Raw genomic sequence first — 25,268 nt, 5'->3', positions numbered from 1 at the left:
TTGAAATGGATTGCGCATTACTCAACTTCGTGCGGCGCTTTCCTGTCATGCCCCCATATAGCGACAGGTTAGCGCAGCATGGCTAAAACGGACTGCGTGACAGCGTGTTTGAAATCTTCTTCGTTGCTTGGCAGTGGTGAGAATGGCGAGAGTAAATGGCGATACGCCACGGTTTTGCTGATGCCATTGATCAGTAACGTAAACAAGATTGTCGGATCTTGTTCCGGCATGTCTTTTGATGTGATCGCGGCGACAAATAAAGGCAAGAATGCTTCATACATCGGCCTGACCAGAAGATCGATCAACAAGGCTAGGCGTTCTCCATTTTCCGTCGCAGCTGTTGAAAAAAACATTCCGACATCGCGACTTCGGAACACTTGTTCTACCAGCATCAATACAGCGGCCTCCATTCTCGCTTTACACGTGAGTTTTGAATCGCTGCGCAGGGCATTGATGTTTGCGAGAAGCGGTGCCGACTCATCACCAATCTGCTTGACAACAGCCGACCATAGCGCTTCCTTGGACCCGAAGTGATGCGCGACGAGGGCTGGGTCGACGCCCGACGCTCTCGCAATGCCACGCATGCTTGTTGCGTCATAGCCGCGTCGTGCGAATGCGTCACGCGCAGCACGCAGAAGTATGTCGGGTGCGTCGGAGCCACCGAACACCGGTCGCCCTCGCGTACGTCGCGGTGCTACCTCGGTCGCGTTGGGTGATGCCGGAATATCCGTGCATTTCATAAAATAGATAGCCATTTCGGTGCGGAAACGTTCGAAGCGCGGCCGCCGTCCTCCGACGCGTCGCTTGCACGAAGTCCATCGAAGCCGTATCCTATATTTTATTCATCACTCGTTGAATTGAAAATGCCTAATTCCAGTCGAATCGTGATCGTCGGTGGCGGTATTGCCGGACTCCTGCTTGCCACGAAACTTGGCGATTCGATTGGCCGTCTGGGAAAGGCGCATATCACGTTGGTTGACAAAAGCCCGACTTACGTCTGGAAACCGATGCTGCATACAATTGCGGCTGGCACGCGCGACATAAAGCAGCAGCAGGTCACTTACCTCGCGCACGCACGCGAGCACCATTTCGACTATCAACCTGGCGAAATGGTAGGACTGAATCGTCATCAGCGGGAGGTAAGACTGGGGAAACTCACATCCGCTTCGGGTGAGCTTGTCATCGATGAACGTACGATCCCATATGATGTGCTGGTCATCGCTGTCGGAAGCCAGGCAAACGATTTTGGGATTCCTGGGGTACGCGAACATTGTTTTTCCATTGACAGTCAGGCGCAGGCCGAATGGTTCAATGAAGCATTACGCATAAAGATATTCCAAAGCGTGGTTTCGGGCAGCAAGTTGCGAGTATCCATCGTGGGTGCCGGCGCGACCGGCGTGGAACTGTCTGCCGAGTTGAGCAGATTAATGGAGTTGGCCGCCGGTTATGGCGACCCTGACATTCGCGCCCGCCTCGAAGTGACGCTCATAGAGAGTGCCCCTCGTGTACTGGCCGCCTTTCCATCGACCGTATCGGCATTGGCGGAGGAGCAGCTCCGCAAAATCGGTTTCAATGTCAAAACGCATACGCGGGTGAGCGCCGTCGATGCCGATGGTCTCCAACTAGGCGACGGTAGCAAGGTGCCTGCGCAGTTGATGGTATGGGCGGCGGGCGTGAAAGGCCCTGATTTTTTAGGTGCGCTTGATGGCATCACCGCAAACAAGTCGAATCAAATAGCCATCCTGCCAACGTTGCAGTCAATCAGCGACGAAAAAATCTTCGTGCTCGGTGATTGTTCCACGTTGTCGCTTCCGGGCAGCGAACGTCCTCTGGCTCCTACCGCCCAGGTTGCTACGCAACAGGCAAAATTCCTGGCCCAGCACCTGCCGGACTGGCTCGACGGACGCCCGTTACCCAACTTTGTGTTTCGTGATCTCGGATCGCTTGTGTCGTTGAGCGAATACAATGCTTTTGGAACACTTGGGCAATTTGGACTGTTCAAAGGTGGTTTTATCAAGGGGCGGTTTGCGCAGCTTAGCCATGCCATGTTATACCGCCAGCATCAGCAAGGATTGCATGGTTTCAGGAAAGCCAGCTTGCTCTGGACCGCGGAGCGAATCAATGGTCTGGTACAGCCCAAGATACGTCTGAGTTAACCGTATCTTCCGTTGGCCACGCGGCGTGCGGAACCGCCCGGTTCATTCCGAGCCGTGCATGGACACTACCCACATTATCAGGAAATACCAGGCCCATGAGTGATCAGCCGTTTGGACGCTCGCGTCGTGATTTTATGCGAATTGCCGTGACAGCAGGAACCGCCACGGCAATGCCGTGGATTCCGGATGCCCAGGCGGCCACATCCCCCGGTGCTACAGACGTTACCGCCGTTCCAGGACATCCGGTAAAAGGCACGCAACTGATCTTGCTCGGCACCAAGGGCGGCCCAACCCCGTCGGACCTCCGTGCGGCCCCGGCGAATGTACTTATTGTCGACGGCCAGCCATACGTGGTCGACTGCGGTAACGGGGTCGCGCTGCAATTGACCAAAGCGGGCATCAAGCTGTCGGGCATTCGTGATGTCTTCCTGACGCATCATCATTCGGACCACAACGCGGACCTTGGCAACCTCGTGTTCCTGGCGTGGGCCAGCGGCCTTCGTACGTCGGTCAATTTGTACGGCCCGCCCCGCATGAAAAAAATGATTGATGACTTCGTAGACATGAATGCCATTGACATCGATGTGCGGATGCGCGAAGAAGGCCGTCCGCCGTTCCGGCCATTGATCAACGTTCATGAATTCGATGACCCGTGTCTCGTGATGGAAGATGAGCGTGTGCGTGTCACGTCGATGCTGGTCGATCATTACACGATCAAACCGGCATTCGCTTACCGCTTCGAAACGCGAGATCGTACCGTTGTATTCTCCGGTGATACGGCTTACTACCCCGCGCTTGCCGAGTTCGCGAAAGGCGCGGATGTACTGGTGCACGAAGTCATGTACCTGCCTGCACTCAGAAAGCTCATGGCAAATGTCGACAATGCGCCAACGCTGCTCGATCACCTGCTGAAGAGCCACACCTCAACAGAGCAAGTCGGCAAAATCGCCGCGGCGGCAGGCGTGAAGACACTGGTGCTGAGCCATTTCGTGCCGGGAGGCGATCCGGCGATTACCGACGACATGTGGGCAGTCGACGTTCGAAAGCATTTCGACGGGCAGATCATCGTCGGCCATGACTTGCAAGTGATATGAGCCTCAGGAAACGTCGACATGTCATCCGTTGCGCTTCCCTTGACGTTGCTGACCGGGTTTCTCGGTTCCGGCAAGACCACACTGCTTAATCGGCTGCTGCCGCAACCGGCGCTGGGCCGATGTGCGGTGGTGATCAATGAACTGGGGGAGATTGGTCTTGATCATCTCTTCATCAGCACCTCACGCGACGAAACGGTCGCGTTGCTGCAAAATGGCTGCCTGTGTTGCGGCGTGCGGGACGAACTGGCCGCGACCGTGACGGATCTGCTGGAGCGCCGGGCGCGCGGCGAGATTCCCGCTTTCGAGCGTATCTTGATCGAAACCACAGGTCTTGCGCGGCCAGGCCCGGTGGTTTCATTGCTGCTCGGTGATGTGGCGCTGGAAGGGCGATTGCAACTCGACGGCGTCGTGACAACCGTGGATGCAAAACATGGAATAGAGCAGCTTGCCCGTCACGAGGAATCACGCCAGCAGGTGGCGTTCGCAGATCGGCTATTGCTTACAAAGGCTGAGATGATTGACGTAACCGCGCTCGCGGATCTGGAAACAGCACTTGAAGCGCTGAATCCCGGTGCACCGCGTATCGTGGTGCATAACGGTGATATCGACGCACAACAGGTACTCGACATCATGACGCCGCAGACGTTACGGCGCTGGTTGCGCAGCGAACCTGCCTCGAGCAAGTTTATGGCACGTGGTGCGATGACGCCGCGTTTGCGTCATCCAGATATTGACAGTTTCTGCCTGAGATACTCTCGCCCCCTTCCGATGCATGCATTCGAAACCGCACTAACGGTACTGCTCGCTTACCACGGCGAACATATCTTGCGGGTGAAGGGGATCGGCAACTTCATCGGCGAATCGCGGCCTGTTGTCTTTCACGGGGTGCAGCAGTTGTTGCATGAGCCGTTGCGGCTGGCCACGTGGCCTGACGATGATCACACAACCCGAGTCGTATTTATCGTACAAGGCCTTACGCGGTTGTTGATTGAACAAACCATCACGCATTTTTTGGGCGAAGCTGGCGAAGGTACGTCCGCGGCGTTTTCCATGACATCAATGGAATAAGATCGACCATGCACTGCCGTGACGAGCGGCGCGACGCCGGTGTCACGGTTTAACGTCTGCGGTGCGTTGGCGCAGCGCGTCTCGGCCCTTTTCAGCGCACGCCACCGATCTGCCAGATATATGGCGGCGGCGTACGGTTAACCTCCCAGTCACCAACGATGCGTTGCTTGTAGATACGTGGATTATGGGATGACACCGTTCTCGCATTGCGCCAGTGTCGGTCGAGTAGCTTCTGTTCGCTTACCCCCGAGGCGCCCAATGCGTCAAATAGCGCGGTACTGGCTTGAAGGATCAGTTCGGTCACGATCACTTGTGCTTTCGCCGACTCGATTTCCGCGGCAATATTGGCCGTTTCTTCCTTTGCCGCATCGTGGCCAAAGCGGGCCTCATATGCGCGTTGCGCTGGTTCCGCCGCGCGGATCGTTGCGGCCTCGGCAGCATACACCTGAGCTGCCACCTGCCCGACCACTTGAAGCACCTGTGCGTCTTGCTTCACAGTCGCGGCATTGCCATGGCTGTACACTCGGTCACGTTTCGCAACCTCGGCGGCAATGTCCCGCAGCGCTGCGCGTCCGGTACCGGCGAGGACTGCCAGCAGAACCAATTGATACAATGCCGTCTGGTACTGGAAACGCGTGGAGAAATCGATCACGTTTTCCGTCTCGACGACCGCATCGACAAATTCCGACGTGCCGCTACCGGTGGTACGCTGCCCGAAACCATTCCAGTCATCCGTTTGCTTGACCCCTGGTTGATGGGTATTGACCACCGCGATGACGTCGACGCCGTCGATATCGCGCTGTGCGTACACATCTATCCAGTCCGCAAAGATACTGCCGGTACTGTAGTACTTTTTCCCATTCACGACCCAGCGATCGCCTTGCCGCTTGACGCGTGTGATCACATCACCGATTTTGACGTCACCAACTTCTGTCCAGGCGTTGCCAACGAGGTCACCGGAAACGAAGCGATCGAACCACGTACTACGATTGGGGCTAGGCGCGGCATTCAAGCAATCTTCTACAAAAGCGAAATGTCCGCGCAGTGCTTGTGGCAGGCTAGCGTCGGCTTCGGCCAATTCAATCAACAGTTGCACGAGCTGCGGCAACGATGCACCGCGCCCGCCCGCTTCTACCGGCACGCGCACCGCACCGAAGCCCGCCGCTTTCAACCATTCGATCGGCTCATGAGGCAAGGCGCGGCGACGTTCCCGATCTAGCGCGCCTTCGGCAATACGCGCGAAGATCGGTCGAAAGTGGGCCGCGAGTGCTTCGTAGTCTGTACCCCGGGATAGGCTCGCTGGAATGGTGTGCTGCTTGTCGATGTGGTGTGTCATAACTCTTATCTCATTAATATCTAATCGTCCGGAGTAATGCTCCCATCGGATCATGTACGCCCAGACAACGTGAGGAACAGGTTTCGAAATTTATCCGGTCTCGGTGCCAAGATAGGCTGCATGCAGTTGGTCTAGGGTACCCAGCACATCAGCATTTCCACTTGCGACAACGCGTCCGTTCTCGAGTACGTAGGCATATCGCGCGAACCGCAAGGCCAACGCCGAATTCTGCTCGGCCAGCAGGAAACTGACGCCTGAGTCGCGATTCAGTGCGGCGATGGCATCGAAAATTTCCTCGACCAGTTGAGGAGCCAGGCCCATGGATGGTTCGTCCAGCAAGATAAGGGTAGGGCGAGCCATCAATGCCCGGCCTATCGCAACCATCTGCTGTTCGCCGCCTGAGGTCAGTCCAGTCAATGCCGTACGACGGGTTTTCAGCCGCGGGAACAGTGTGTAGACGCGCTCCAGATCCTGTTTCAGCGCGGCGTTGGACGGGCGTCGCACGAAAGCGGCCAGCCGCAAGTTTTCCTCGACGCTCAGATGGGTAAAGCAACGGCGCCCTTCGAGTACCTGCACGAGACCCTGCGAAGCAAGTCGCCAGGGCGGCGTCTGGGCGAGATCGCAGCCGCGATAGCATATGCTGCCGCGGGTAATCTCCCCGCGTTCCGCCCCGATCAATCGGGAAATGGCTTTTAGCGTCGTCGACTTACCTGCGCCGTTACTCCCCAAAAGTGCCGCGATGTCACCCTCGGCGACAGAAAGCGACACGCCTCGCAAGGCGGAAATGATACCGTCGTACGTTACATGAAGATCATCAACTGCCAGTAAGGCGGACTGTGACGACGTGTTCATCGTCAAAGCTCCTTATCGCAGTCGCGGGGCGTGATGCTCTTTTCCTTGGCATACGCGTTTGCGGATTTCTCAATGATAGGCCGGAGCAAAGCGCGGTCGGCCTGAACCCAGTCGCTAATGACTTGCCAATGTGTACCGTCCCACTGTTGAAATCGGACGGCGCCGCCACCTTCGTGATCCGAGCATGACAGCTTCAAAGGTTGCACTAGGCCGAGCGCACCGAGCGCCTTCAGCCTGGCGTTATCGAGGTTGAGATGTTCGAACCCCCAGCGAACTTGTTCGCCAGTCAGCGGCTTGTCGCCATATTTTGCTTGCGCTATACGCAACGCTTCGACATTGAGAATACCGTTCACGACACCCAGGTTGTAATACACCGTACCGAAACGGTTGGAATCTTTAAGATTGCCGTCACCAGGTTTGACCACGTATTGGTTTATGGCTTGCAAGACTGGAAAATCGGTTCCGGACGGATGCGTCGTGATCGAAATATAGCCTTTGGCGGCATCCCCGGCCGGCCGAACATCTTCTTCTGAATTCGACCAGATGTTCCCGATGATGTGATCTGCCGGGAAGCCTACCTTCTGCGCGGACTTCAATGCGACCGGATTCATGACGCCCCAGCCCCGCAGTATCACCCAGTCGGGCTGGATACGATGAATGTTCAGCCATTGCGAACCTTGCTCATTGCCCGGATCGGGGACTTCTATCTGCGTCAACGCAAAGCCGTATTTCTTCGCCAGCAGATTCAGCACTGGAATGGTTTCGCGGCCATAGGGCGAGCCGTGGTATAGCACGACGATCTTCTTTCCTTGTAAACGATTGTCGCCGCCGGCACGCTCGCCAATGTAATTGATGATCGCAGAGACTTCGCTATACGGATTCAACTGAAGCGGGAACACGTAAGGAAACACTGCGCCATCGGTCGAGTCGGTACGGCCATGATTGATCGTGATCAGCGGGATCTTGTCCGCAGTAGAGCGATCGATGGTTGCATAGGCGATGCCGACTGATAGCGGGTTTGTCGCCGCCGTGGGTGCACCATGATATCCGTGCTTCATGCGCTCATAGCATTCAACGCCTTTCTCGACTATGTACTCCGTTTCGCATTCAGTCCAGACCAGTTTGACGCCATTAACGCCGCCGTCGCGTTTGTTGATCAACTGCATGTAGTCGATAAATCCCCCGAAGAAACCCGATCCGCCCGCCGCATAGGGACCGACACGGTAACTCTGCAACGGGAAGTATTCTTCCGCTTTCGCGTTCGCCAATGTCGTGGATACCGTCAGCACTGCGGCGAGTGCAAGGGGCATTGCCAATCCGCGGATCAGTCGATGTGTACGTTGTAATGCGCGCGCGCATGCGGCAGCACTGTGTGCTGCATGATGGAACGGCGTGCGGATGCGTACCCGGGATGAGGACGTCGTCATACAGAATTCCTTTGGTAGTGCGAGTTGGAATAGAGCAAGAAGTAAAAAGAAGAAGGTCAGAGAAATGAGCCGGACTCTCAGGTTCGTCTGATCAGACTTGCCAAGCGATGCCGTGCACGCTGCATCATGCAGGCGAGACCATCAGGTTCCTTGACCAGAAAGAAAATGATTAAAGCGCCGAATAGCAGGTGTTGTATGTTTTGTAAGTCGCCAACGGCAATGCCGATGCCGGCCAATGTGCTGGCGGCGTTCGACAGCAGGATTGGTAGTGATACGATAAAAGCGGCACCCCATACGCTGCCGGCGATACTTCCCATGCCACCGATGATGATGATGAACAGGATCTGAAATGACAGGTTGAGGCTGAAGCCGTGTGGTTCGACCGTACCAAGGTAGGTGAAAGCCCACAAAGAACCGGCGATGCCGAGAACAAAGGAACTGATGCCAAAAGCCAGTAGTTTGCTTCGTATTATGGGGATACCAATAATGGCAGCGGCTGTATCCATGTCGCGTACGGCCATCCAGCGGCGTCCGAGCTCACTCCGGACGACCCCCGAGCAAAACGAGAACAGGACGACGGTCACGCCAAGCGCAAACAAGTAGCGGGTAACAGGCGAAGCAACCGGCCAGCCGAACAGCAAAAGATTTGGCGCGCTGAGTACACCCGAGCTGTCGTCATGTGAAAACCATGGAATGCTGGTCAACAGCCATTCTACGAAGAACTGTGCGGTGAGCGTCGATGCGATCAAATAAAAGCCTTTGATTCGAATGCTTGGCAAACCGAAAACGACCCCCACAAGCGCAGTGATTCCGCCACCAAGCACAATCGCGACCAGCGGCGAAAGTCCGGGTAGCCGGGTAATCAGGTTATAGCTAGCATAGGCACCTATTGCCATGAATGCCGCGGACCCTAATGACAATTGCCCGGCATAGCCAGTGAGCAGATTCAGACCCATCCCGGCGAGAGATAGGATGAGAAACGGTGTAAGTATCGCCGACAACCAATACTCGTTGAAAAAACGCGGTACCAGGAAAAAGAAGAGCAGAAGTAGTACTAGGCGCGGCGTATGTTGTAGTAACAGCGATCGCTTTCTTCTAGATTTCGATAAGGATGGCGTATCATTTGAAATGATGAAATTCCTGGATGGCATAATCGGACTCAGACTCGTTGGACGGGCGGTTGACCGAACAGGCCGTCAGGGCGTGCCAGTAGGAAGAGCGTCGCGAGGAAGTACGGAAACCAATTTTCAATACCACCGCCGATGAGGGGGCCGAGATAAATTTCGGCGAGTTTTTCGAGCGCGCCGACGATCAGCCCGCCAACAATCGCGCCCCCGACAGACGAAAAGCCGCCGATGATCAGTACCGGCAGCGCTTTGAGTACCACCAGTGACAGGGAGAATTGCACGCCAAGCCTGGCACCCCATAATAAACCGGCAACGAGACTGGTAAAGCCGGCGATGGTCCACACGCAGGCGAGTACGCGCGGAAGATGAATGCCAATGGCCAGAGAGGCCAACGGATCGTCAGCAACGGCGCGCAACGCCAACCCGAGTCGTGTCCGCTTCGCGACCAGTGACAGCAGGACGACAAGGGCAATCGCCACCGTCGCCGCAAAGATATCGAAACGGCTTACCATGATGCCGCCAATGGTCAATGGCACATCGGTAATCCCTAAGTCGAGGGCATGCACTTGCGCGCCCCACAACCATTGCGCACCACCCTCGAGGATGAAGCTCAATCCAAGCGTTGCCATGAAGATGACCATGGGCGATCGATTTATCAAAGGCCGCAGCACGATCCGTTCGACGGCAATGGATATTGCTGCCAGCACGATGAGGGTCAGCAGGAAGGCTAGCCAAGGTGCCACATTCCGCTCGACCAGACTGACGAACGTAAGCGCGCCAAAAAGAACGAACGCACCCTGGGAGAAGTTGAAGACCCCAGATGCCTTGTAGACAAGAACAAAGCCAATAGCGACAAGCGAATACATGACGCCGGACAATAACCCGCCTATCAGTACTTCAAAAAAGAAATCCACGCGTCGTCTCTGTGATCATGCCGATGTACAAGTGCTTATCACGCGGCATGGCGTACCCCCAGATAAGCGGCGATGACGTCTGGATGAATGCGAACGTCGGCCGGTAGGCCATCCGCAATTTTCTTGCCGTAGTCAAGAACGACCACATGATCGGCGAGTGACATCACAACGCCGATATCATGCTCGATCAACACAACGGACAGGCCAAATTGACGTTTCGCATCAACGATATAACGAGTCATATCCTGCTTTTCATCGGCATTCATGCCCGCCATAGGTTCGTCTAACAGCAACAAACGCGGTTCCGATGCCAAGGCGCGTGCCAGTTCGACGCGTTTTTGAAGGCCATATGACAGCGTAGAGACGATGCGATGTCGATAAGCTTGCAGTTCAAGCGCGGAGATCACGACTTCCGCGTGCTCTCGCTGTCTGCGATCGTCTTCTGCAGCGCGCCCCACATGCAGTGCCTGTTCGAGCCACGTACTGGATCGATGGCGTGTCCGTCCGGTCAGCACGTTATCCAGCACACTCAATTTCTTGAATAGCGCGATGTTTTGAAAGGTCCGTGATATTCCCAACGAGGCCGCACGATACGGGGTGATTCGATGATACGGCGCGCGATCAAAGTGGATCTCACCTGTTTGAGGACGATAGACACCATTTATCACATTCAGCAGGGAGCTTTTTCCTGCACCGTTTGGACCGATCAACGCACATATCTCATTGCTGGCGACGGCGAAACTAATATCGTTGATCGCCTGGACGCCACCAAAAACCAATGAGATATGGTCCAGCTTCAGTAGCGCGTCGGGGATAGCGAGGGCGGCGGACATGAATGGCTCACGCAACCTGGTCGATTGCATCGCGCACTTGCGTTCGTTCTTGTTCCAATGCGCGCACCAGCGGTAGCACTTTTTCACCAAAGTATTCCACTTCCTCGATGAAATGCAGGAACGCGGACAAGACCAAGTCGACGCCGATTGCTTTCAATGCAACGATGCGCTCAGCGATCTGTTGCGGTGTCCCGATGAGGTTGGTCCGGAAGCCATCGTTGTACTGCACCAGGTCTTCAAACGTTGACGCTGCCCAATTGCCTTCACCCTCGGGCGAAGCGCGTCCAGCTTGTTTCGCCGCATCGCCAAAAGCATGAACTGCTTCGACGTGTGCATGGTTGATAATGTCCTGCAGAACGGCCTTGGCTTCTTCTTCCGTGTCGCGGGCAATGATGAAGGCATTTACACCGATGCGCACGGTGTGGCCATTCCTTGCCGCTTTTGTTCGGATGTCGTCGATCTGTTTTTTGAGTGCCTCTGGTGTGTTGCCGTTCGTAAAGTACCAGTCCGAAACGCTGGCCGCGTTATCGCGCGCAGCGCGCGAACTTCCACCTTGGAATATCTCGGGATGAGGCTTCTGCAGCGGCTTTGGACTCAAGGTATAGCTATTGAAACGATAGAAATCCCCTCTGAACGTAAAGTTGTCTTGTGTCCAGATGCCTTTTAAACATTGAATGAATTCATGCGATCGGCGGTAGCGTTCGTCGTGTTCCAGCCAAGGCTCGCCTATGGCGGTAAATTCGCCTTTGAACCACCCGCTGACGACATTGATGCCAATGCGGCCATTCGTTAGATGATCGATCGTGGCTAATTGCTTTGCCACCACGACGGGATGCCAAGGCCCCGGCAAGATTGCTGCAAGTACCTTGAGCTTGGTCGTCGCGTGCAACAAGGCCTGACTGAACGATACCGACTCATGCTGATACTCTGCACCGTAACCGGCAGTGAATCGGATTTGTGTAAGTCCATATTCGAAGCCGGCTTTTTCAGCTGTTTGGGCCAGCCTCTGGTTGTAGTCGAGCGTCCACTCGGTACGTTGCGGGATTTTGCTGACAACCAGGCCACCGCTGACGTTCGGCACCCAATAGGCAAATTTTAGCGGATCAGCTTGTTTCGACGTTTTGACGTTGTGGTATGAGGTAGTTTGTTCGGTCATTGCAATGATCACTCAGAGAAGAGGAGGATGCCCGGAATACGCGTGCTGCGAAACCTTTGCGAATACCGTGCCAAGTGTGCCTTTTCGTTACCAGAATGGTCCGCCCATCAGGTATAACGGACTTGGACCGAAAAGACTGCGAATAACGAGAAAGCTTATATTTTTCATAGATGCTTTTTTAAAGCAGTACTGCTGATGTACTGTTGGAAAAACAGCAGTTCTGCCTTTCTTATTATTTTAATTTATATAAGGGATTACGAATAGAATCCTGGCGTCGGATACGTGCCGTTCAACGTCCATTCACCAAGCTCTCGGACTTTGTAGTCGAGCGGATCATGTAGTGAGTGAACGCGAATATTGCGCCAGAACCGGTCCATGCGTAATGCGTTGGTCGTGGCGCTCGGGCCGGTTACTTCGAAGATCCTGCTTGCCACATCCAATCCGGCGCGCGTTGCACTGACTTTTGCCGCGGCGACGGCAATCGCCGTTGCGCCGCGCTCCGTCTCGTTCAGCGACGCGCCTTTTGTCCAGGCGAGATCAAATGCATTTGCAGCTTGGTCCGCCAATGCACGGGTACCGAGTAGTCCGACGTGGAAATCGCCAAAGTGCGTTAGCACATAGGGATCTTGTGTCCAACGCGTGACATTCGACGTGACCCAAGGCCGCTGCCTGCTTCGGGTGAAATCGCGCGCCTCTTCTAAAGCGCCTTCACCGATACCCAGGTATATATTAGCCAAAATGAGCTGCGCCAGAATGGGGCGCAACGTCGCGAAAGGTGTGGAAAGCGGGCCTGGTTCGAGCAACAATTCGTGCGAAAGCACCTCGACCTTGTCGAATACAACGCTACCGCTATCGGTTTGCCGTTGGCCGATGTTATCCCAGTCGCCTTGCACGGTAATCCCTTTGCGCATGGTGGGGAGAACGGCAATCAGCAAGCGACCATCGTCGTCGAAGGCGGAAGCCAGCAGCCGGTCGGAATCGGTCGCGCCAGAGCAAAAACGCTTGATGCCGGAAAAAAAATAATGCGGCGCGTCCCGCGTGGCGGCATTCCCCTCGACAAAGGTTGCCGCCGTACCCTTGTCGAGGGGATTAAGCGCATTTCCCCAAAACCACCGGTGCTCGACGGTTTGCTCGAACCATGACGCCCATTGCGTCGGGGTTCCAAATAGCTGCGTGGTGGCCAGTTGTAGATGGTGGAAGCCGAACAAATGCGCAAGTGCGCTATCGACGCGGGCAAGGCACCGCACCACAGACAAGACGCTTGTCCAGTCAGCACCGATCCCACCCAGGGACGTTGGAATACTGAGGGTCAAGAGATCGCTTTGCCGTAAAAGATCACGCTCGTATTTCGCCGTCCCGCCTGCAATATCGCGCTCCCTCGCGGTAGCAGCCAGGGCGCGGGCAATCTCATCGACCCGTCCTTGCCATGCCGATACGGTGGTCTGTGTCATGAGCGTATCTCCGCGATGGATGCGTGGCGCGGTGATTTCGGTGGTGGGACGATATCATTGCCGATCATCTCGCCAAAAGGACCGGTGAGGTTGAAGTGCTGATCTCGTCGCTTGTGATTCAGCGGCAGTAGCGGAAACAGCAGTTCGGCGACCCGGTATGCTTCCTCCAGATGGGGGTAACCGGAAAAGATGAACGTTTCGACGCCTAGCGCCGCATATTCCTTGATCCGTGCGGCCACTTCGTGCGGGTCACCGACTAGTGCCGTGCCCGCGCCCCCCGCGCACCAATCCAACACCCGCCCAGAGGTTCGGCGAGATCTCAAGCTTGTCGGTCTTGCCATTGTGAAGCGCAGACATCCGACGTTGGCCCACCGAGTCAAAGCGTGCAAAGGCGGTCTGCGCCGCGTTGATCGTTTCCTCGCTGGCATGGCTGATCAATTCCTTGGCTGCCTGCCACGCGGCGTCGCTGGTTTCACGCACAATCACATGCAGACGAATGCCAAAACGCAAGGTGCGGCCATGACGCGCCGCGGAGGCACGGGCGAGCGCGATCTTGTCCGCAACCGCGGCGGGTGGTTCACCCCATGTTAGATAGACATCCACTTGTTCTCCGGCCAGTTCGATGGCAGGTTCGGATGACCCTCCAAACCATAAAGGCGGGTAAGGCCGCTGTACGGGCGGATATAGCGCTTTGGCATTCTCAACTCGTAAATGCTTGCCTGCGTAGTTGACGACCTCGCCCGCTGCCACACCACGCCAAATGCGCAGAAATTCGTCGGTGAGCTCGTACCGTTGTGCATGGTCAAGGAAATTGCCGTCACCGTGCTGTTCGTCGGGGTCGCCACCGGTGACGACATTGATCAACAACCGCCCATTGGAATAGCGATCCAGTGTGGCCGCCTGTCTGGCCGCGACGGTCGGCGAGACGACGCCAGGGCGTATCGCGACAAGAAATTTGAGGTGTTGCGTACTCGCGATTAATGACGCCGCCGTTACCCAGGAATCCTCGCAAGATCGTCCGGTGGGAATCAACACACCTTCATAGCCCAGTTCGTCGGCAGCCTCGGCCACCTGCTTCAGGTAGGGAAGACTGACCGCACGCGCGCCATGCGATGTGCCGAGGTAACGGCTGTCGCCATGCGTCGGAAGAAACCAGAAAAGATTCATTGCATGCTCTCGTTAGGAATCGCGGTGCCGACAACGCATGGAATGTGCCAACAATCCTATGCGCCGATAAAAACAGGCAGATACGAGGTCTTTGCAAAACGTTCTGCTGCGTTATCAGCAGTAGTCGCATCCCAGATGCGTCATGAGCAGCAGTGGTGCTGTGCAGCGTGCTGTTACATCAGCAACGCATCTTTCCTTAGCGAAAAAGGTTGTTTGGCATATGACGTGAATTCAAGCAGCATGCTGCTGAAGAAGCACGAGGTGATGTTGCTGCCATGGCAGCATCGTCGTGTGCGACCTTGCTGCTTTGCCGGATTCCCCATGGCCACAGCGCAACCCCATCCTATTAAAAAGCCTGATGTCGAACCAGACGTTGTTGGAAAAGCCGATTGAAGCGCGCGTTGCCGACATGGCGGCGCTGTTTGCGGCCAGCGCGGTAGAGCGTGATGAATGTGGCGGCACGCCGAAAGCCCAACGCGACGCCTTGCGTGAAAGTGGGTTACTGGCCATGAGCATTCCCCGCTCATTCGGTGGGGACGGCCTGGGCTGGCGCCAAACGCTGAATGCGGTGAGGATACTGGCCAGCGTGGACAGCTCCGTGGCGCATGTTTTCGGCTTTCATCATCTGATGCTTGCCACGGTCCGGCTGTTCGGCAATGAAGCGCAATGGGGGTCGTGGTATGAGCAAACTGCGCAACGTCGCTGGTTCTGGGGCAACGCGCTGAATCCTCTGGACCGTCGAACCATAGCGACACGGTGTGGCAACTGGTACGAGTTTTCCGGTCCGAAAAGCTTCTGTTCGGGAGCCTTGGATTCCGAAATGATGATTGCTTCGGCCTATGACGTGAAAGGTACCGAGCTTCTGATTGGGACATTGCCGAGCGCGCGAACGGGTATCGAAATATCGTCGGATTGGAACAACATGGGTCAGCGGCAGACGGACTCCGGCACCGTTGCTTTCCATAAAGTCCGCGTCGAGGGGCATGAGTTATTGCGCGACCCCGGCCCGCTGTCAACGCCGTTTGCCTGTTTGCGGCCTATCATTGCGCAGTTGGTATTGACCAACGTGTTTCTCGGCATCGCGGAGGGCGCTTTCGATGATGCAAAACATTACACCTTGAAAGAGTCGCGTCCGTGGCATACCGCCGGTGTCGACACGACTTCGGACGATCCACTAATACTGTCGCAATACGGCGAATTCTGGGTCGCACTAGAAAGTGCGCGCGCGCTGAGCGACCGCGCAGCAGACAAACTTGACGAGGCCTGGTTGATTGGCGCCGGGCTGACGAAGGCACAGCGTGGCGAGGTTGCACTTGCTGCTGCCTGTGCCAAGGTTGCCGCCAGCGAAACCGGACTGAACATCTGCAGCCGGATGTTCGACGTCACCGGAGCACGCGCGACGCATGGTGGTCTTCGCCTTGACCGTCATTGGCGCAATATCCGTACTCACACCTTACACGATCCACTCGCCTACAAAATCAAGGAACTGGGCGAGTGGGCGCTCAAAAGCCAATATCCGACGCCGAGCTTCTACTCATGACCATTCTTTCGGAAAACAGCAGACGTCGCGGCGCGGAGAGAGGACCGGCCGCCGAGCATTCTGGACAGGGGGATATGCCTCCGCTTTATCAATTACCAAATCCAAGGGCATTGACGAAGTCGGTGAGGGCCTCGGCCCAGGTATTCGTCGATCCACGGTCGCGCGCCTTGCTTGAACGTATCGAACTGATCGCACCAAGTGACGCCAATGTGCTCATTACCGGGGAAACGGGCACGGGCAAGGAACTGGTCGCGCGGCATGTCCATGATCTGAGTCACCGCCGCGGTGGCCCTTTTTTGGCCGTGAACTGTGGCGCCTTTTCCGAAACACTGGTCGAAAGCGAACTCTTCGGGCATGAGAAGGGTTCGTTTACAGGAGCATTTTCCGCGAAGCCGGGGTGGTTCGAAGCGGCGAATGGCGGCACATTGTTCCTGGACGAGGTGGGGGATCTGCCGATGCCGATCCAGGTGAAATTGCTACGGGTCTTGCAAGAGCGTGAGATTGTCCGCCTCGGCTCACGTCAAAGCATACCGATCAATGTGCGTGTGCTGGCAGCCACCAACGTTCGCTTGCAAGCGGCGGTAGCTGCAGGCAATTTCCGGGAAGACCTTTTCTATCGACTGAATGTCGTGCCGCTCGCGGTGCCCACTCTGAAGGAACGACCGGGCGATATCCTGCCGCTGGCACGCCATTTCGTTGAAGAATATCGCGCCCGCCTGGGCTATGGGCCGGTGACCATACACGCCGAAGCGCAGCGCAAGCTCTGCGAATACGGCTGGCCAGGGAACATTCGTGAGCTGGAAAATGCGATCCATCATGGGTTGCTGGTCAGCCGAGGAGATCTTTTGCGTGAGGGTGACCTTCCGCTGTCCACGATCGATATGCGGCCAGCGCCGATCACTACGTCGCATGTTTCCATCGTGTCGGATACGACACGCCTGGAGGACGTGCTGCGCGCTATTTATAGCGCTGGCGGTGAGCACGTGTTGGAGAACATCGAAGGCACGGTATTTCGTGTAGCTTTTGACTTCTGTCACCGAAACCAAATCCAGACGGCAAAGTTACTTGGCATCAGCAGAAACGTACTTCGCGCACGACTGATACGCGCAAGAGAAATTTCCGCGCTCAAATAGCATTCTCATTGCGATCGCGCTGTGACGCTTCGGCGCCAATATGGCAGAACAAGGGTTGGAAACGTTTCAGCAAGTAACCAATGGTTATTGTGAATAGATCAGGAGTGTATCGTTGACGGAATAAAAACACCGTGTGACGCCTGTATATATGGCCGTGTCGGTGCAAGGAAATCCGGTGCTCTCGGTCTCGTTAAGGCGAATTGCATGCCAAGCACCGATGCGCGTAAGCGATAAGCGATAGTTACCTTCGGGCAGAGAAAGCAATCGAAACGCCTGTGCTGTTCTAAAAGGGTTTCCTTAAAACCGCTTACATTCGTATCTTTTCGAAGATACTTAGGTCTTTTAAGTATGAAATAAAGGAGGCATCGTTACTGACCGGTTGCTTCTTCAGAAGCAGAGAAGCAACCGTGTCAGATGGACCTCTCACATCGCCGGCGGACAAGGTTGATTCAACAACCGTCGAGATGCTACTTGCCGCGGCTTGTCGCTTTATCGGCCGATGGTCGCAATGGCACGGGCAGGCAATGCGTGGATGGATGGCGAAAAGATAACGCTACCTATACTTATCACGTGTCTTTTTCAAACGTGGACGCACCGACCACGCTTCAACAGCATGCGATCAGTACGGACTGCCCGCAGTCCGGTTAGATAAGTATTAACCCTGATGCAAAAAAGTATCGGTCGACGCTTCATTTTTAAGTAGTTGATAACCGATAAAAGAGGTAATTTTGCTGTATCGTTGCATGTAATGTGGTCTATTAGAGTGCAAAAAGACAGAGGGGTAGGTCGGCAGGAGGAAAAATGACGCGTTCAGGCACTATCGATACCAGCGGACATCATGCCATTTCGGATGGCCAGGACAGCCATGGCGTTCAGCCGGACATCGAATTGGTCGAGGTGCCACGCAACGAGTCTTTCAAGGTTTGGTCACATGGTTATCCATATCGTACAGTGCGCTGGCATTGCCACCCGGAATACGAAATTCATTTGATCACTGAGACATCGGGAAAATATTTTGTCGGCGATTATATTGGGGACTTCGTGCCAGGTAACCTCGTGATGACTGGAATGCATCTCCCGCACAATTGGGTAAGCAGTGTGCCTGGAGGCTGTGACGTTGACGAACGATCTCTCGTATTGCAATTCGATGCACAATTTATTTCAGAAGCTATTGGCGTATTCCCGGAGTTAGCGAGTGTCGAGCCTTTATTGGATGCGTCACGGCGTGGAGTGCTATTTTCGGCTCGGACCGGCGCGTTGGCCGAGCCCATCTTCCGTAAGCTGTTGCAAGCAAAAGGACCTTTGCGGATCAGCTTGTTTGTGACATTACTTGACCTGCTCGCCCGAAGCGCGGAGCGCATTCAGTTGGCAAGCACCGTTTACCGCGCCGACGCTTCGCAGCAAGCGCGAGCGCGTATCAATAATGTGCTGTCTTATATTGCAAGGAATATCTCGCAAGAGATGCGCGAAACGGAGTTCGCCGAACTCACGGGACAAAGCCCCAGCGCATTCTCTCGATACTTCCGGCGACATACCGGCGTCTCGTTCGTCCAATATATCAATCGCTTACGTATCAATCTCGCGTGTCAATTAGTCATGGCGGGCGAGCTTTCCATTACCGATATCTGCTTCAAGGTCGGTTTTAATAATCTATCGAACTTTAACCGGCAATTTCTCCTGTTGCAGGGCATGTCTCCGTCCCGGTGGCGTGCGCAGTGCTTGTTAAACAAACTTGATCAGGAGGCATCTACACACGCCACGCATGAAAACGCAGAACTGATTTGAGTAGCGCGTAAAGACGGAGAGGCATCGCTGTTGGAACCATCTAATGAACCACGGCGGTAAACGCTGGGATTTCCAAGAAGAAAGGAGACACAAAAATGAAAAGATTGTTCAATCGCTTGAATGCGGTCCGGACCCTGAGCCTGACGTTAAGTCTTGTCGGCGGTACGGTGGCGCAGGCGGCGCCAAGCGGAACGGTGGCATTTCTGATGCCAGATCAAGCCTCCACGCGTTACGAGCAACACGATTTCCCGGGTTTCAAAGCAGAGATGTCAAAACTTTGTCCCGCGTGCAAGGTGCTATATCAGAATGCCAACGCGGACGTGGCACAACAGCAACAACAGTTCAATTCAGTGATTTCGCAAGGCGCTAAAGTGATTGTCCTCGATCCCGTGGACTCTACAGCGGCGGCATCGTTGGTACGTATGGCTCAAGCACAAGGCATCAAGGTCATCGCCTATGATCGGCCAGTGCCAACTACGCCAGCGAATTACTATATTTCTTTCGACAACGAAGGCATTGGCAAGCTGATTTCTCAGTCGCTCGTGCAACATTTGAAAGATACAGGAGTGGCTACGAGCAAAGGAGGAATCCTTGCGGTAAATGGATCTCCGACGGATGCTGCCGCTGGACTGATAAAAAAGGGCATGCACGCCGGCTTGGAAGCGAGTGGCTATAAAACCCTGGCGGAGTACGATACCCCCGAATGGGCTCCGCCAAAAGCCCAGCAGTGGGTTAGCGGACAAATCACACGATTTGGATCGCAGATTGTAGGGGTCGTTGCGGCAAATGACGGCACGGCGGGTGGGGCGGTTGCAGCATTCAAGGCCGCGGGCGTAAGCCCGGTACCTCCTGTGACAGGCAACGACGCGACACTAGCTGGTTTGCAATTGATTATCTCCGGCGATCAATACAATACCATTCTAAAGCCGAGTGAGATTGTGGCAGCTGCCGCTGCGAAAGTCGCCGTAGCGTATCTTTCCGGAGAAACGCCAAAAGCGGAGACGACGCTTTTTAAGACGCCTTCGCAGCTCTTTACGCCAAGTGTCATCACGGCAAAGAATCTGAAAGCCGAAGTGGTGGATAAGGGTTTTGCAACGGCGAAAGAGCTGTGCACGGGGCGCTATGCGGCCGGATGCGCAAGCCTGGGAATCACTCACTGATTTTAGGCGCATCGCCTACAGGAACGCGGAAGACAGCCGCCTATATTCGGCTGCACCTTCCGCACAATGAGATTCCGTCCTATGACTGATACGTTAAATCCATTAGGCACCACGCAGCCTGTACTGAGCTTGCGTGGCGTTTCAAAAAATTTTGGAGCAGTATCCGCACTTACCGATATCGACCTGGACGTCCACGCTGGTGAAGTAGTGGCATTGGTCGGCGACAATGGCGCGGGTAAATCCACGTTGGTCAAAATTCTCGCGGGTGTTCATCAGCCAACCTCCGGTACGATTCGTTTCGGGGGAAAAGAGATAACGTTATCCACGCCAGGAGCTGCGCTTGATTTGGGAATCGCAACGGTGTTTCAAGATTTGGCATTATGTGAAAACCTTGATGTGGTTGCGAATATCTATTTAGGGCGAGAGCTGAATGCGCTTCGGCTTGACGAAGTCGCGATGGAAGTACGCGCCTGGACCCTGCTCAATGAGTTATCTGCGCGTATCCCTAGCGTACGAGATGTTGTTGCATCACTATCGGGCGGCCAGCGGCAAACCGTTGCCATCGCTCGTTCACTACTGCTGGACCCGAAGCTGATCATGCTTGACGAGCCGACCGCTGCCTTGGGGGTGGCTCAGACTGCTGAAGTGCTGAATCTGATCGAACGGGTGCGTGATCGTGGACATGCCGTGATTATGATCAGCCATAACATGGAAGACGTCCGCGCGGTGGCGGACCGTATCGTGGTGCTGCGGCTTGGGCGCAACAACGGCGTCTTTTATCCAGACTCATCAAATCAAGAGTTGGTGGCGGCTATTACAGGCGCCACCGAAAATGCCGTGTCGCGTCGTGCGGGTCGACGTCAAGCCGCGCCGGAACAAGCCGAACAGAGCGCTACGGCAAAGGGATGACCATGAGCAATGAAAATCACATTACACCCCCACCACTCCTCGATCGTAGTGATGTCCGCGTAAAGCACGCCAGTGGTATCAAGAGCACCGTGCTCGCTTTCCTTGGTCGTGTGAGATCTGGGGACCTGGGTTCGTTGCCGGTAGTGGTGGGACTGATCATTATCTGGTCTGTATTCACTGCTCTCAATCCAGTCTTCTTATCGGCAGACAATCTGGTCAATCTGTTGTTTGACTGTTCTACCGTAGGGGTCATCTCCCTGGGGATTGTCTGCGTACTGATGGTCGGGCAGATCGATCTTTCAGTAGGTTCCATCAGCGGCTTTGCATCGGCATTGGTCGGCGTACTCTGGGTCAACCAAGGTTGGCCCGTCTTGCTCGCAATCGCCACCGCTGTGGCCGTTGGCGCCATTGTAGGTGCACTTTACGCGGTGCTGTTCAATCGGCTGGGCATGCCGAGTTTCGTCGCGACGCTATCGGGCTTGCTGGCGCTCTTGGGACTACAACTCTACGTACTGGGGACCAGCGGATCCATCAATCTGCCCTATGACTCGGCCCTCGTGAGTCTGGGACAGTTGATTGTCATCCCGGCGCCCATATCGCATTTACTGGCGTTAGTACCCGGCGCCGTGATATTGACGATAGGCATCCAGAACGGAAGACGCCGACGCACGATGCATCTTTCAGCGCCTTCGGTGAACGCGCTGATCGTGCGCAGCCTGGCAATAACGGTATTGCTCGAAGTATTCGTACTTTATTTGAACAGAGGTCGTGGCATACCGTTGATGTTTGGTCTGTTTCTCGGTTTGTCCGTCATCATGCAATACGCATTGACCAGAACGCGCTGGGGACGATCGATAAACGCGGTAGGGGGTAACCATGAAGCAGCACGACGTGCCGGCATCAATGTCCGTGCGATCTATACGAGTGCTTTTGTGCTATGCGCCAGTTTAGCTGCGCTCGGCGGGGTACTGACGGCCGCGCGCCTCGCATCCGCGAGTCAGCAGGCAGGAAGCGGGGATGTCAACCTGAACGCCATCGCGGCGGCAGTCATTGGCGGAACCAGTCTTTTCGGCGGACGAGGTAGCGCATACTCGGCGGTTCTCGGGATCATCGTCATTCAATCTATCGCTAGTGGCCTAACCTTATTGAATCTCTCTTCTTCTCTACGCTTCATGATTACGGGTGCCGTGCTCGCCATCGCCGTGATCGTCGATTCGCTTGCCAGGCGATCCCGTGTTTCTCACGGTCGGTCCTAATCCATTGCTCGACGGAATCTAAAGATGAGTGAATCGCTAAAGGGAAAGGTCGTTGCCATTACCGGTGCGGCATCGGGAATCGGTCTGGAATGTGCGCGCACGTTTCTGGTTGCCGGGGCTACCGTGGTGATGATCGATCGGGCAGAGGATAAGCTGAAACAGCTTTGCGCCGACCTTGGATCAGGCGCTGTACCGTTGGTCGTTGACCTGTTAAATCCGAAGGCCGTATCTAATTTGTTGCCGAACATTCTTGCGCTTGCGGGTGGCCTGGATATTTTCCACGCGAACGCCGGCGCGTATGTCGGCGGTGACGTGATGACAGGCAATCCGGACCAGTGGGATCTCGTTTTGAACCTGAATGTCAACGCCGCGTTTCGGTCTGTACACGCGGTTTTGCCACATATGGTTGCGCAGAAATCGGGCGATATTATCTTTACCAGTTCAATCGCCGGAATCGTACCTGTCGTGTGGGAGCCTGTCTACACCGCTTCCAAATTCGCCGTGCAGGCGTTCGTTCATACGCTTCGGCGACAGTTGTCGAAGCATGGCGTGCGGGTTGGGGCCGTCGCTCCTGGACCGGTGGTCACCGCATTACTCGACGATTGGCCAAAAGAAAAAATGGACGAGGCATTGGCCTCGGGTAGCTTGATGCAGGCCAGGGAAGTGGCTGACGCGGTGCTTTTCATGCTGACCCGACCTCGCAACGTTACTATCCGCGATCTCGTCATCCTGCCCAATAACGTCGATCTCTGAAATCATGGTGCCAACACATCCAACAACCGCCGTGACCGAGAGTACACGATACGTCATAGGGGTCGATGTCGGTACGGGGAGTGCCCGCGCCGCGATATTCGATCTTGAGGGGCGAATGATCGCCCTTTCAAAACACGACATTACCCTGCACCAGGCAAGTGGATCGGTTGTAGAACAATCCAGTTCGGAAATTTGGAATGCGGTCTGCTGGACTGTGAAAGACGCATTGTCCAGTGCTCGGCTGGCTCCCGAAGCGATCGTGGGAATCAGCTTCGACGCCACGTGTTCTCTTGTTGTGATAGGGCCCGAAGGACAGTCGATGCCGGTGGGCACATCCGGTGATATCAACCGGGATATTATTGTCTGGATGGACCATCGCGCCGTGGATCAAGCGGAACGGATCAACGCGACCGGTCACGACGTATTGAAATTTGTCGGCGGCAAGATCTCTCCGGAAATGGAAACCCCCAAGCTGCTTTGGCTGCTTGAGAATAAGCCAAGCGTATTCGCGGCGGCGTGGCAGTTCTTTGATCTCACGGATTATCTGACCTGGCGTGCCAGCGGAAGTCTCGCTCGTTCTACCTGCACCGTCACATGCAAATGGACGTATCTAGCGCATGAAAAAAAGTGGGATGAAAGTTATTTTCGCTCAATCGGACTTGGCATTTTGGCCGACGAAGATTTCATGCGCATCGGTCAGCAGGTGGTTGCGCCGGGTACCGCGCTTGGCAACGGCCTTACCGAAAACGCCGCTGAGGCACTCGGCCTGCCTGTCGGCACATTCGTGGCTGCGGGCGCGATAGACGCGCATGCAGGGGGAATTGGTACGGTGGGAGCCGACGGCGATCCGGAGTCTTGTCTCGCCTACGTCTTTGGCACATCATCCTGCACGATGACCACCACTGTGCAGCCGGTTTTTGTGCCAGGTGTGTGGGGACCGTATTTTTCAGCGATGGTGCCAGATACCTGGCTGAATGAGGGCGGGCAATCCGTTGCCGGCGCCGCGATCGAACAACTTCTATTGATGCATCCTGCGAACATTGAGGCACGGCATCAGGCGGAAAAGGACGGTGTCACCGTGATGAGCATGCTGGCGCGGCTTGCGGTCGAGTCAGCGGGCGGATTATCTGAAACGGTATCGTTGGCGAAGGATTTGCATATCGTTCCGGAGTTTTTGGGAAATCGGGCACCAATGGCGGATCCTCACGCAAGAGCGGTGATTGCCGGCCTAGGTATGGACCGGGATCTGGATAGCCTGATTGCACTTTACATTGCTGGAATTTGCAGCATTGGATACGGCTTGCGTCAAATCATGGACGTACAAGCTTCGGCCGGTGCACCGGTGGACCGAATCATCATCAGTGGTGGTGCTGGCCGGCTTGATTTGGTTCGCCAGTTACTGGCGGATGCCACGGGAAAGCCGGTATTGGCCACGCAAGCCGATGAGCCGGTGCTGCTAGGAGCAGCCATGTTGGGGGCGGTCGCGGCGGGACAATTTGGCGATCTACGTTCGGCAATGCGTCAGATGGCGAAAGTTAAAAGGCATTATGAACCGTCCACTGGGGATATTGCCGAACAACACCTGCGGCGGTTCGACGCGTTCACACGCTTGCAAGGCGTCGCAAGTGAAATTCGTCAATAACGTGAACTACATGATTTTCCAGGCGACTGTTATCGGAAGGCTCCCCGTTCATCGATTTCGGCCTATCGTCAGGCTCGCAGAAAGTGCGACGCCATATTGCTGGCCTCCTACCCCAATTTCCTGGGCAGCAGGTACCAACATTGTCTTTATCGTACTTATAGATCGATATGTTCAATCGCCGTTCCATTGAAGAATAGGGAGCCATTGCAGGGCGTAGGCAGGGTCGCCTTTAATCTTGATTTTGCCTTGCAGGAAAGCCATGTGCGGATTGAGTTGTTTCGATGCCAGTTCACGCAAGTGCTGAGCTGAAATGGTAAGTGTCGTGTCTGCACTCAGATCTTGTTCGACTACCTTTTCGGCACTTGCAAAGATCGTTCCAATTTCCTTGATATCGATTCTGATACTCTTCGACGGTGCGGTTTTCACTGTGAGTGCCGCTTTCACTTTCGCAATGGTCTCGGTGATGATGGTATTGGTCGTCATGTCTATTCCGTGTTAATAAAGATATT

General features: G+C 55.2%; 22 protein-coding genes and 1 pseudogene. 12 read left to right on the top strand and 11 right to left on the bottom strand.

Features of this window, described 5'->3' with window-relative positions:
• Positions 1–68: 68 nt before the first annotated feature.
• A complete protein-coding gene (locus tag WM40_RS12255; protein WP_260843826.1) occupies positions 69–668 on the bottom strand; it encodes a TetR/AcrR family transcriptional regulator in 600 nt (199 codons plus the stop codon).
• Between the two features lie 195 nt (positions 669–863).
• Between WM40_RS12255 and WM40_RS12250 the strand changes: the two genes are divergently transcribed.
• From WM40_RS12250 to WM40_RS12240, 3 genes are all read left to right on the top strand, one after another.
• On the top strand, positions 864–2,156 hold the full coding sequence (locus tag WM40_RS12250; RefSeq protein ID WP_024903156.1) for an NAD(P)/FAD-dependent oxidoreductase: 1,293 nt from the start codon (positions 864–866) through the stop codon (positions 2,154–2,156).
• A gap of 95 nt (positions 2,157–2,251) precedes the next feature.
• Positions 2,252–3,250, top strand: coding sequence for an MBL fold metallo-hydrolase (locus WM40_RS12245; protein ID WP_024903155.1), 999 nt, complete (start codon positions 2,252–2,254; stop codon positions 3,248–3,250).
• A gap of 18 nt (positions 3,251–3,268) precedes the next feature.
• Complete coding sequence (locus tag WM40_RS12240; RefSeq protein WP_024903154.1) at positions 3,269–4,318, top strand: CobW family GTP-binding protein; 1,050 nt, start codon at positions 3,269–3,271, stop codon at positions 4,316–4,318.
• A 91-nt stretch (positions 4,319–4,409) separates the two neighbouring features.
• On the opposite strand, the gene WM40_RS12235 is transcribed toward WM40_RS12240, so the two are convergent.
• From WM40_RS12235 to ssuD, 9 genes and pseudogenes are all read right to left on the bottom strand, one after another.
• Entirely contained in the window at positions 4,410–5,654 is a 1,245-nt protein-coding gene (locus WM40_RS12235; RefSeq protein WP_046152990.1) for an acyl-CoA dehydrogenase family protein, read from the bottom strand.
• A 90-nt stretch (positions 5,655–5,744) separates the two neighbouring features.
• A complete protein-coding gene (locus WM40_RS12230) occupies positions 5,745–6,506 on the bottom strand; it encodes an ABC transporter ATP-binding protein (protein WP_024903153.1) in 762 nt (253 codons plus the stop codon).
• Positions 6,507–6,508: 2 nt separating this feature from the next.
• The gene (locus WM40_RS12225; protein ID WP_046153017.1) at positions 6,509–7,816 is read right to left on the bottom strand and encodes an ABC transporter substrate-binding protein; all 1,308 of its coding nucleotides are present in this window, start codon (positions 7,814–7,816) and stop codon (positions 6,509–6,511) included.
• Positions 7,817–8,010: 194 nt separating this feature from the next.
• Positions 8,011–9,084 carry a branched-chain amino acid ABC transporter permease gene (locus tag WM40_RS12220; RefSeq protein WP_082102641.1) on the bottom strand — a complete coding sequence of 358 codons (1,074 nt, stop codon included), beginning with the start codon at positions 9,082–9,084 and terminating at the stop codon, positions 8,011–8,013.
• Between the two features lie 8 nt (positions 9,085–9,092).
• Complete coding sequence (locus WM40_RS12215; RefSeq protein WP_024903150.1) at positions 9,093–9,974, bottom strand: branched-chain amino acid ABC transporter permease; 882 nt, start codon at positions 9,972–9,974, stop codon at positions 9,093–9,095.
• Between the two features lie 38 nt (positions 9,975–10,012).
• Entirely contained in the window at positions 10,013–10,807 is a 795-nt protein-coding gene (locus WM40_RS12210; RefSeq protein ID WP_024903149.1) for an ABC transporter ATP-binding protein, read from the bottom strand.
• Between the two features lie 7 nt (positions 10,808–10,814).
• Positions 10,815–11,963, bottom strand: a complete 1,149-nt coding sequence (sfnG, locus tag WM40_RS12205) for a dimethylsulfone monooxygenase SfnG (RefSeq protein ID WP_046153015.1) — start codon at positions 11,961–11,963, stop codon at positions 10,815–10,817.
• Between the two features lie 254 nt (positions 11,964–12,217).
• Positions 12,218–13,414, bottom strand: a complete 1,197-nt coding sequence (locus WM40_RS12200; RefSeq protein ID WP_024903147.1) for an acyl-CoA dehydrogenase family protein — start codon at positions 13,412–13,414, stop codon at positions 12,218–12,220.
• Positions 13,411–14,581, bottom strand: a pseudogene (gene ssuD / locus WM40_RS12195) (FMNH2-dependent alkanesulfonate monooxygenase). Before ssuD ends, WM40_RS12200 begins: the two are co-directional and overlap by 4 nt.
• A gap of 3 nt (positions 14,582–14,584) precedes the next feature.
• On the opposite strand from ssuD, the gene WM40_RS30100 reads away from it, so the two are divergent.
• The 9 genes from WM40_RS30100 to WM40_RS12155 all read left to right on the top strand — a co-directional run bounded on the left by WM40_RS30100 (position 14,585) and on the right by WM40_RS12155 (position 24,759).
• A complete protein-coding gene (locus WM40_RS30100) occupies positions 14,585–14,974 on the top strand; it encodes a hypothetical protein (protein ID WP_157685780.1) in 390 nt (129 codons plus the stop codon).
• The gene (locus tag WM40_RS12190; RefSeq protein ID WP_046152989.1) at positions 14,940–16,121 is read left to right on the top strand and encodes an acyl-CoA dehydrogenase family protein; all 1,182 of its coding nucleotides are present in this window, start codon (positions 14,940–14,942) and stop codon (positions 16,119–16,121) included. The genes WM40_RS30100 and WM40_RS12190 overlap by 35 nt, the downstream gene beginning before the upstream one ends.
• Positions 16,122–16,195: 74 nt before the next feature.
• Positions 16,196–17,254 (top strand): sigma-54 interaction domain-containing protein, encoded by a 1,059-nt coding sequence (locus WM40_RS12185; RefSeq protein WP_024903144.1) that lies wholly within the window; start codon positions 16,196–16,198, stop codon positions 17,252–17,254.
• Positions 17,255–18,055: 801 nt separating this feature from the next.
• On the top strand, positions 18,056–19,039 hold the full coding sequence (locus tag WM40_RS12180; protein ID WP_024903143.1) for an AraC family transcriptional regulator: 984 nt from the start codon (positions 18,056–18,058) through the stop codon (positions 19,037–19,039).
• Positions 19,040–19,134: 95 nt separating this feature from the next.
• Positions 19,135–20,199 (top strand): ABC transporter substrate-binding protein, encoded by a 1,065-nt coding sequence (locus WM40_RS12175; protein ID WP_024903142.1) that lies wholly within the window; start codon positions 19,135–19,137, stop codon positions 20,197–20,199.
• A gap of 66 nt (positions 20,200–20,265) precedes the next feature.
• Entirely contained in the window at positions 20,266–21,108 is an 843-nt protein-coding gene (locus WM40_RS12170; RefSeq protein WP_236693487.1) for an ATP-binding cassette domain-containing protein, read from the top strand.
• A 2-nt stretch (positions 21,109–21,110) separates the two neighbouring features.
• A complete protein-coding gene (locus tag WM40_RS12165; protein ID WP_096335555.1) occupies positions 21,111–22,364 on the top strand; it encodes a sugar ABC transporter permease in 1,254 nt (417 codons plus the stop codon).
• A gap of 24 nt (positions 22,365–22,388) precedes the next feature.
• The gene (locus tag WM40_RS12160) at positions 22,389–23,117 is read left to right on the top strand and encodes an SDR family oxidoreductase (protein ID WP_024903139.1); all 729 of its coding nucleotides are present in this window, start codon (positions 22,389–22,391) and stop codon (positions 23,115–23,117) included.
• 4 nt (positions 23,118–23,121) lie between these two features.
• Positions 23,122–24,759 (top strand): FGGY-family carbohydrate kinase, encoded by a 1,638-nt coding sequence (locus WM40_RS12155; protein ID WP_024903138.1) that lies wholly within the window; start codon positions 23,122–23,124, stop codon positions 24,757–24,759.
• Positions 24,760–24,930: 171 nt separating this feature from the next.
• Here the strand turns inward: WM40_RS12155 and WM40_RS12150 are convergent, their stop codons facing one another.
• Entirely contained in the window at positions 24,931–25,242 is a 312-nt protein-coding gene (locus tag WM40_RS12150; RefSeq protein ID WP_024903137.1) for an SCP2 sterol-binding domain-containing protein, read from the bottom strand.
• Between the last annotated feature and the right edge of the window lie 26 nt (positions 25,243–25,268).

Source organism: Robbsia andropogonis, from assembly GCF_000970345.1.
In the GTDB taxonomy this organism is placed as follows: Bacteria; Pseudomonadota; Gammaproteobacteria; order Burkholderiales; family Burkholderiaceae; genus Robbsia; species Robbsia andropogonis.
Note: the sequence above shows the minus strand (reverse complement) of the source record. Positions and strands in the feature narration are given on the sequence as shown.

Coding starts and splice junctions, on each gene's coding strand:
- WM40_RS30100 (WP_157685780.1), top strand. CDS start 14,585: ATGCTCTCGTTAGGAATCGCGGTGCCGACAACGCATGGAATGTGCCAA.
- WM40_RS12175 (WP_024903142.1), top strand. CDS start 19,135: ATGAAAAGATTGTTCAATCGCTTGAATGCGGTCCGGACCCTGAGCCTG.
- WM40_RS12200 (WP_024903147.1), bottom strand. CDS start 13,414: ATGACACAGACCACCGTATCGGCATGGCAAGGACGGGTCGATGAGATT.
- WM40_RS12225 (WP_046153017.1), bottom strand. CDS start 7,816: ATGCCCCTTGCACTCGCCGCAGTGCTGACGGTATCCACGACATTGGCG.
- WM40_RS12160 (WP_024903139.1), top strand. CDS start 22,389: ATGAGTGAATCGCTAAAGGGAAAGGTCGTTGCCATTACCGGTGCGGCA.
- WM40_RS12235 (WP_046152990.1), bottom strand. CDS start 5,654: ATGACACACCACATCGACAAGCAGCACACCATTCCAGCGAGCCTATCC.
- WM40_RS12250 (WP_024903156.1), top strand. CDS start 864: ATGCCTAATTCCAGTCGAATCGTGATCGTCGGTGGCGGTATTGCCGGA.
- WM40_RS12210 (WP_024903149.1), bottom strand. CDS start 10,807: ATGTCCGCCGCCCTCGCTATCCCCGACGCGCTACTGAAGCTGGACCAT.
- WM40_RS12190 (WP_046152989.1), top strand. CDS start 14,940: ATGTCGAACCAGACGTTGTTGGAAAAGCCGATTGAAGCGCGCGTTGCC.
- WM40_RS12240 (WP_024903154.1), top strand. CDS start 3,269: ATGTCATCCGTTGCGCTTCCCTTGACGTTGCTGACCGGGTTTCTCGGT.
- WM40_RS12155 (WP_024903138.1), top strand. CDS start 23,122: ATGGTGCCAACACATCCAACAACCGCCGTGACCGAGAGTACACGATAC.
- WM40_RS12185 (WP_024903144.1), top strand. CDS start 16,196: ATGCCTCCGCTTTATCAATTACCAAATCCAAGGGCATTGACGAAGTCG.
- WM40_RS12150 (WP_024903137.1), bottom strand. CDS start 25,242: ATGACGACCAATACCATCATCACCGAGACCATTGCGAAAGTGAAAGCG.
- WM40_RS12170 (WP_236693487.1), top strand. CDS start 20,266: ATGAGATTCCGTCCTATGACTGATACGTTAAATCCATTAGGCACCACG.
- WM40_RS12180 (WP_024903143.1), top strand. CDS start 18,056: ATGACGCGTTCAGGCACTATCGATACCAGCGGACATCATGCCATTTCG.
- WM40_RS12245 (WP_024903155.1), top strand. CDS start 2,252: ATGAGTGATCAGCCGTTTGGACGCTCGCGTCGTGATTTTATGCGAATT.
- WM40_RS12165 (WP_096335555.1), top strand. CDS start 21,111: ATGAGCAATGAAAATCACATTACACCCCCACCACTCCTCGATCGTAGT.
- sfnG (WP_046153015.1), bottom strand. CDS start 11,963: ATGACCGAACAAACTACCTCATACCACAACGTCAAAACGTCGAAACAA.
- WM40_RS12220 (WP_082102641.1), bottom strand. CDS start 9,084: ATGCCATCCAGGAATTTCATCATTTCAAATGATACGCCATCCTTATCG.
- WM40_RS12230 (WP_024903153.1), bottom strand. CDS start 6,506: ATGAACACGTCGTCACAGTCCGCCTTACTGGCAGTTGATGATCTTCAT.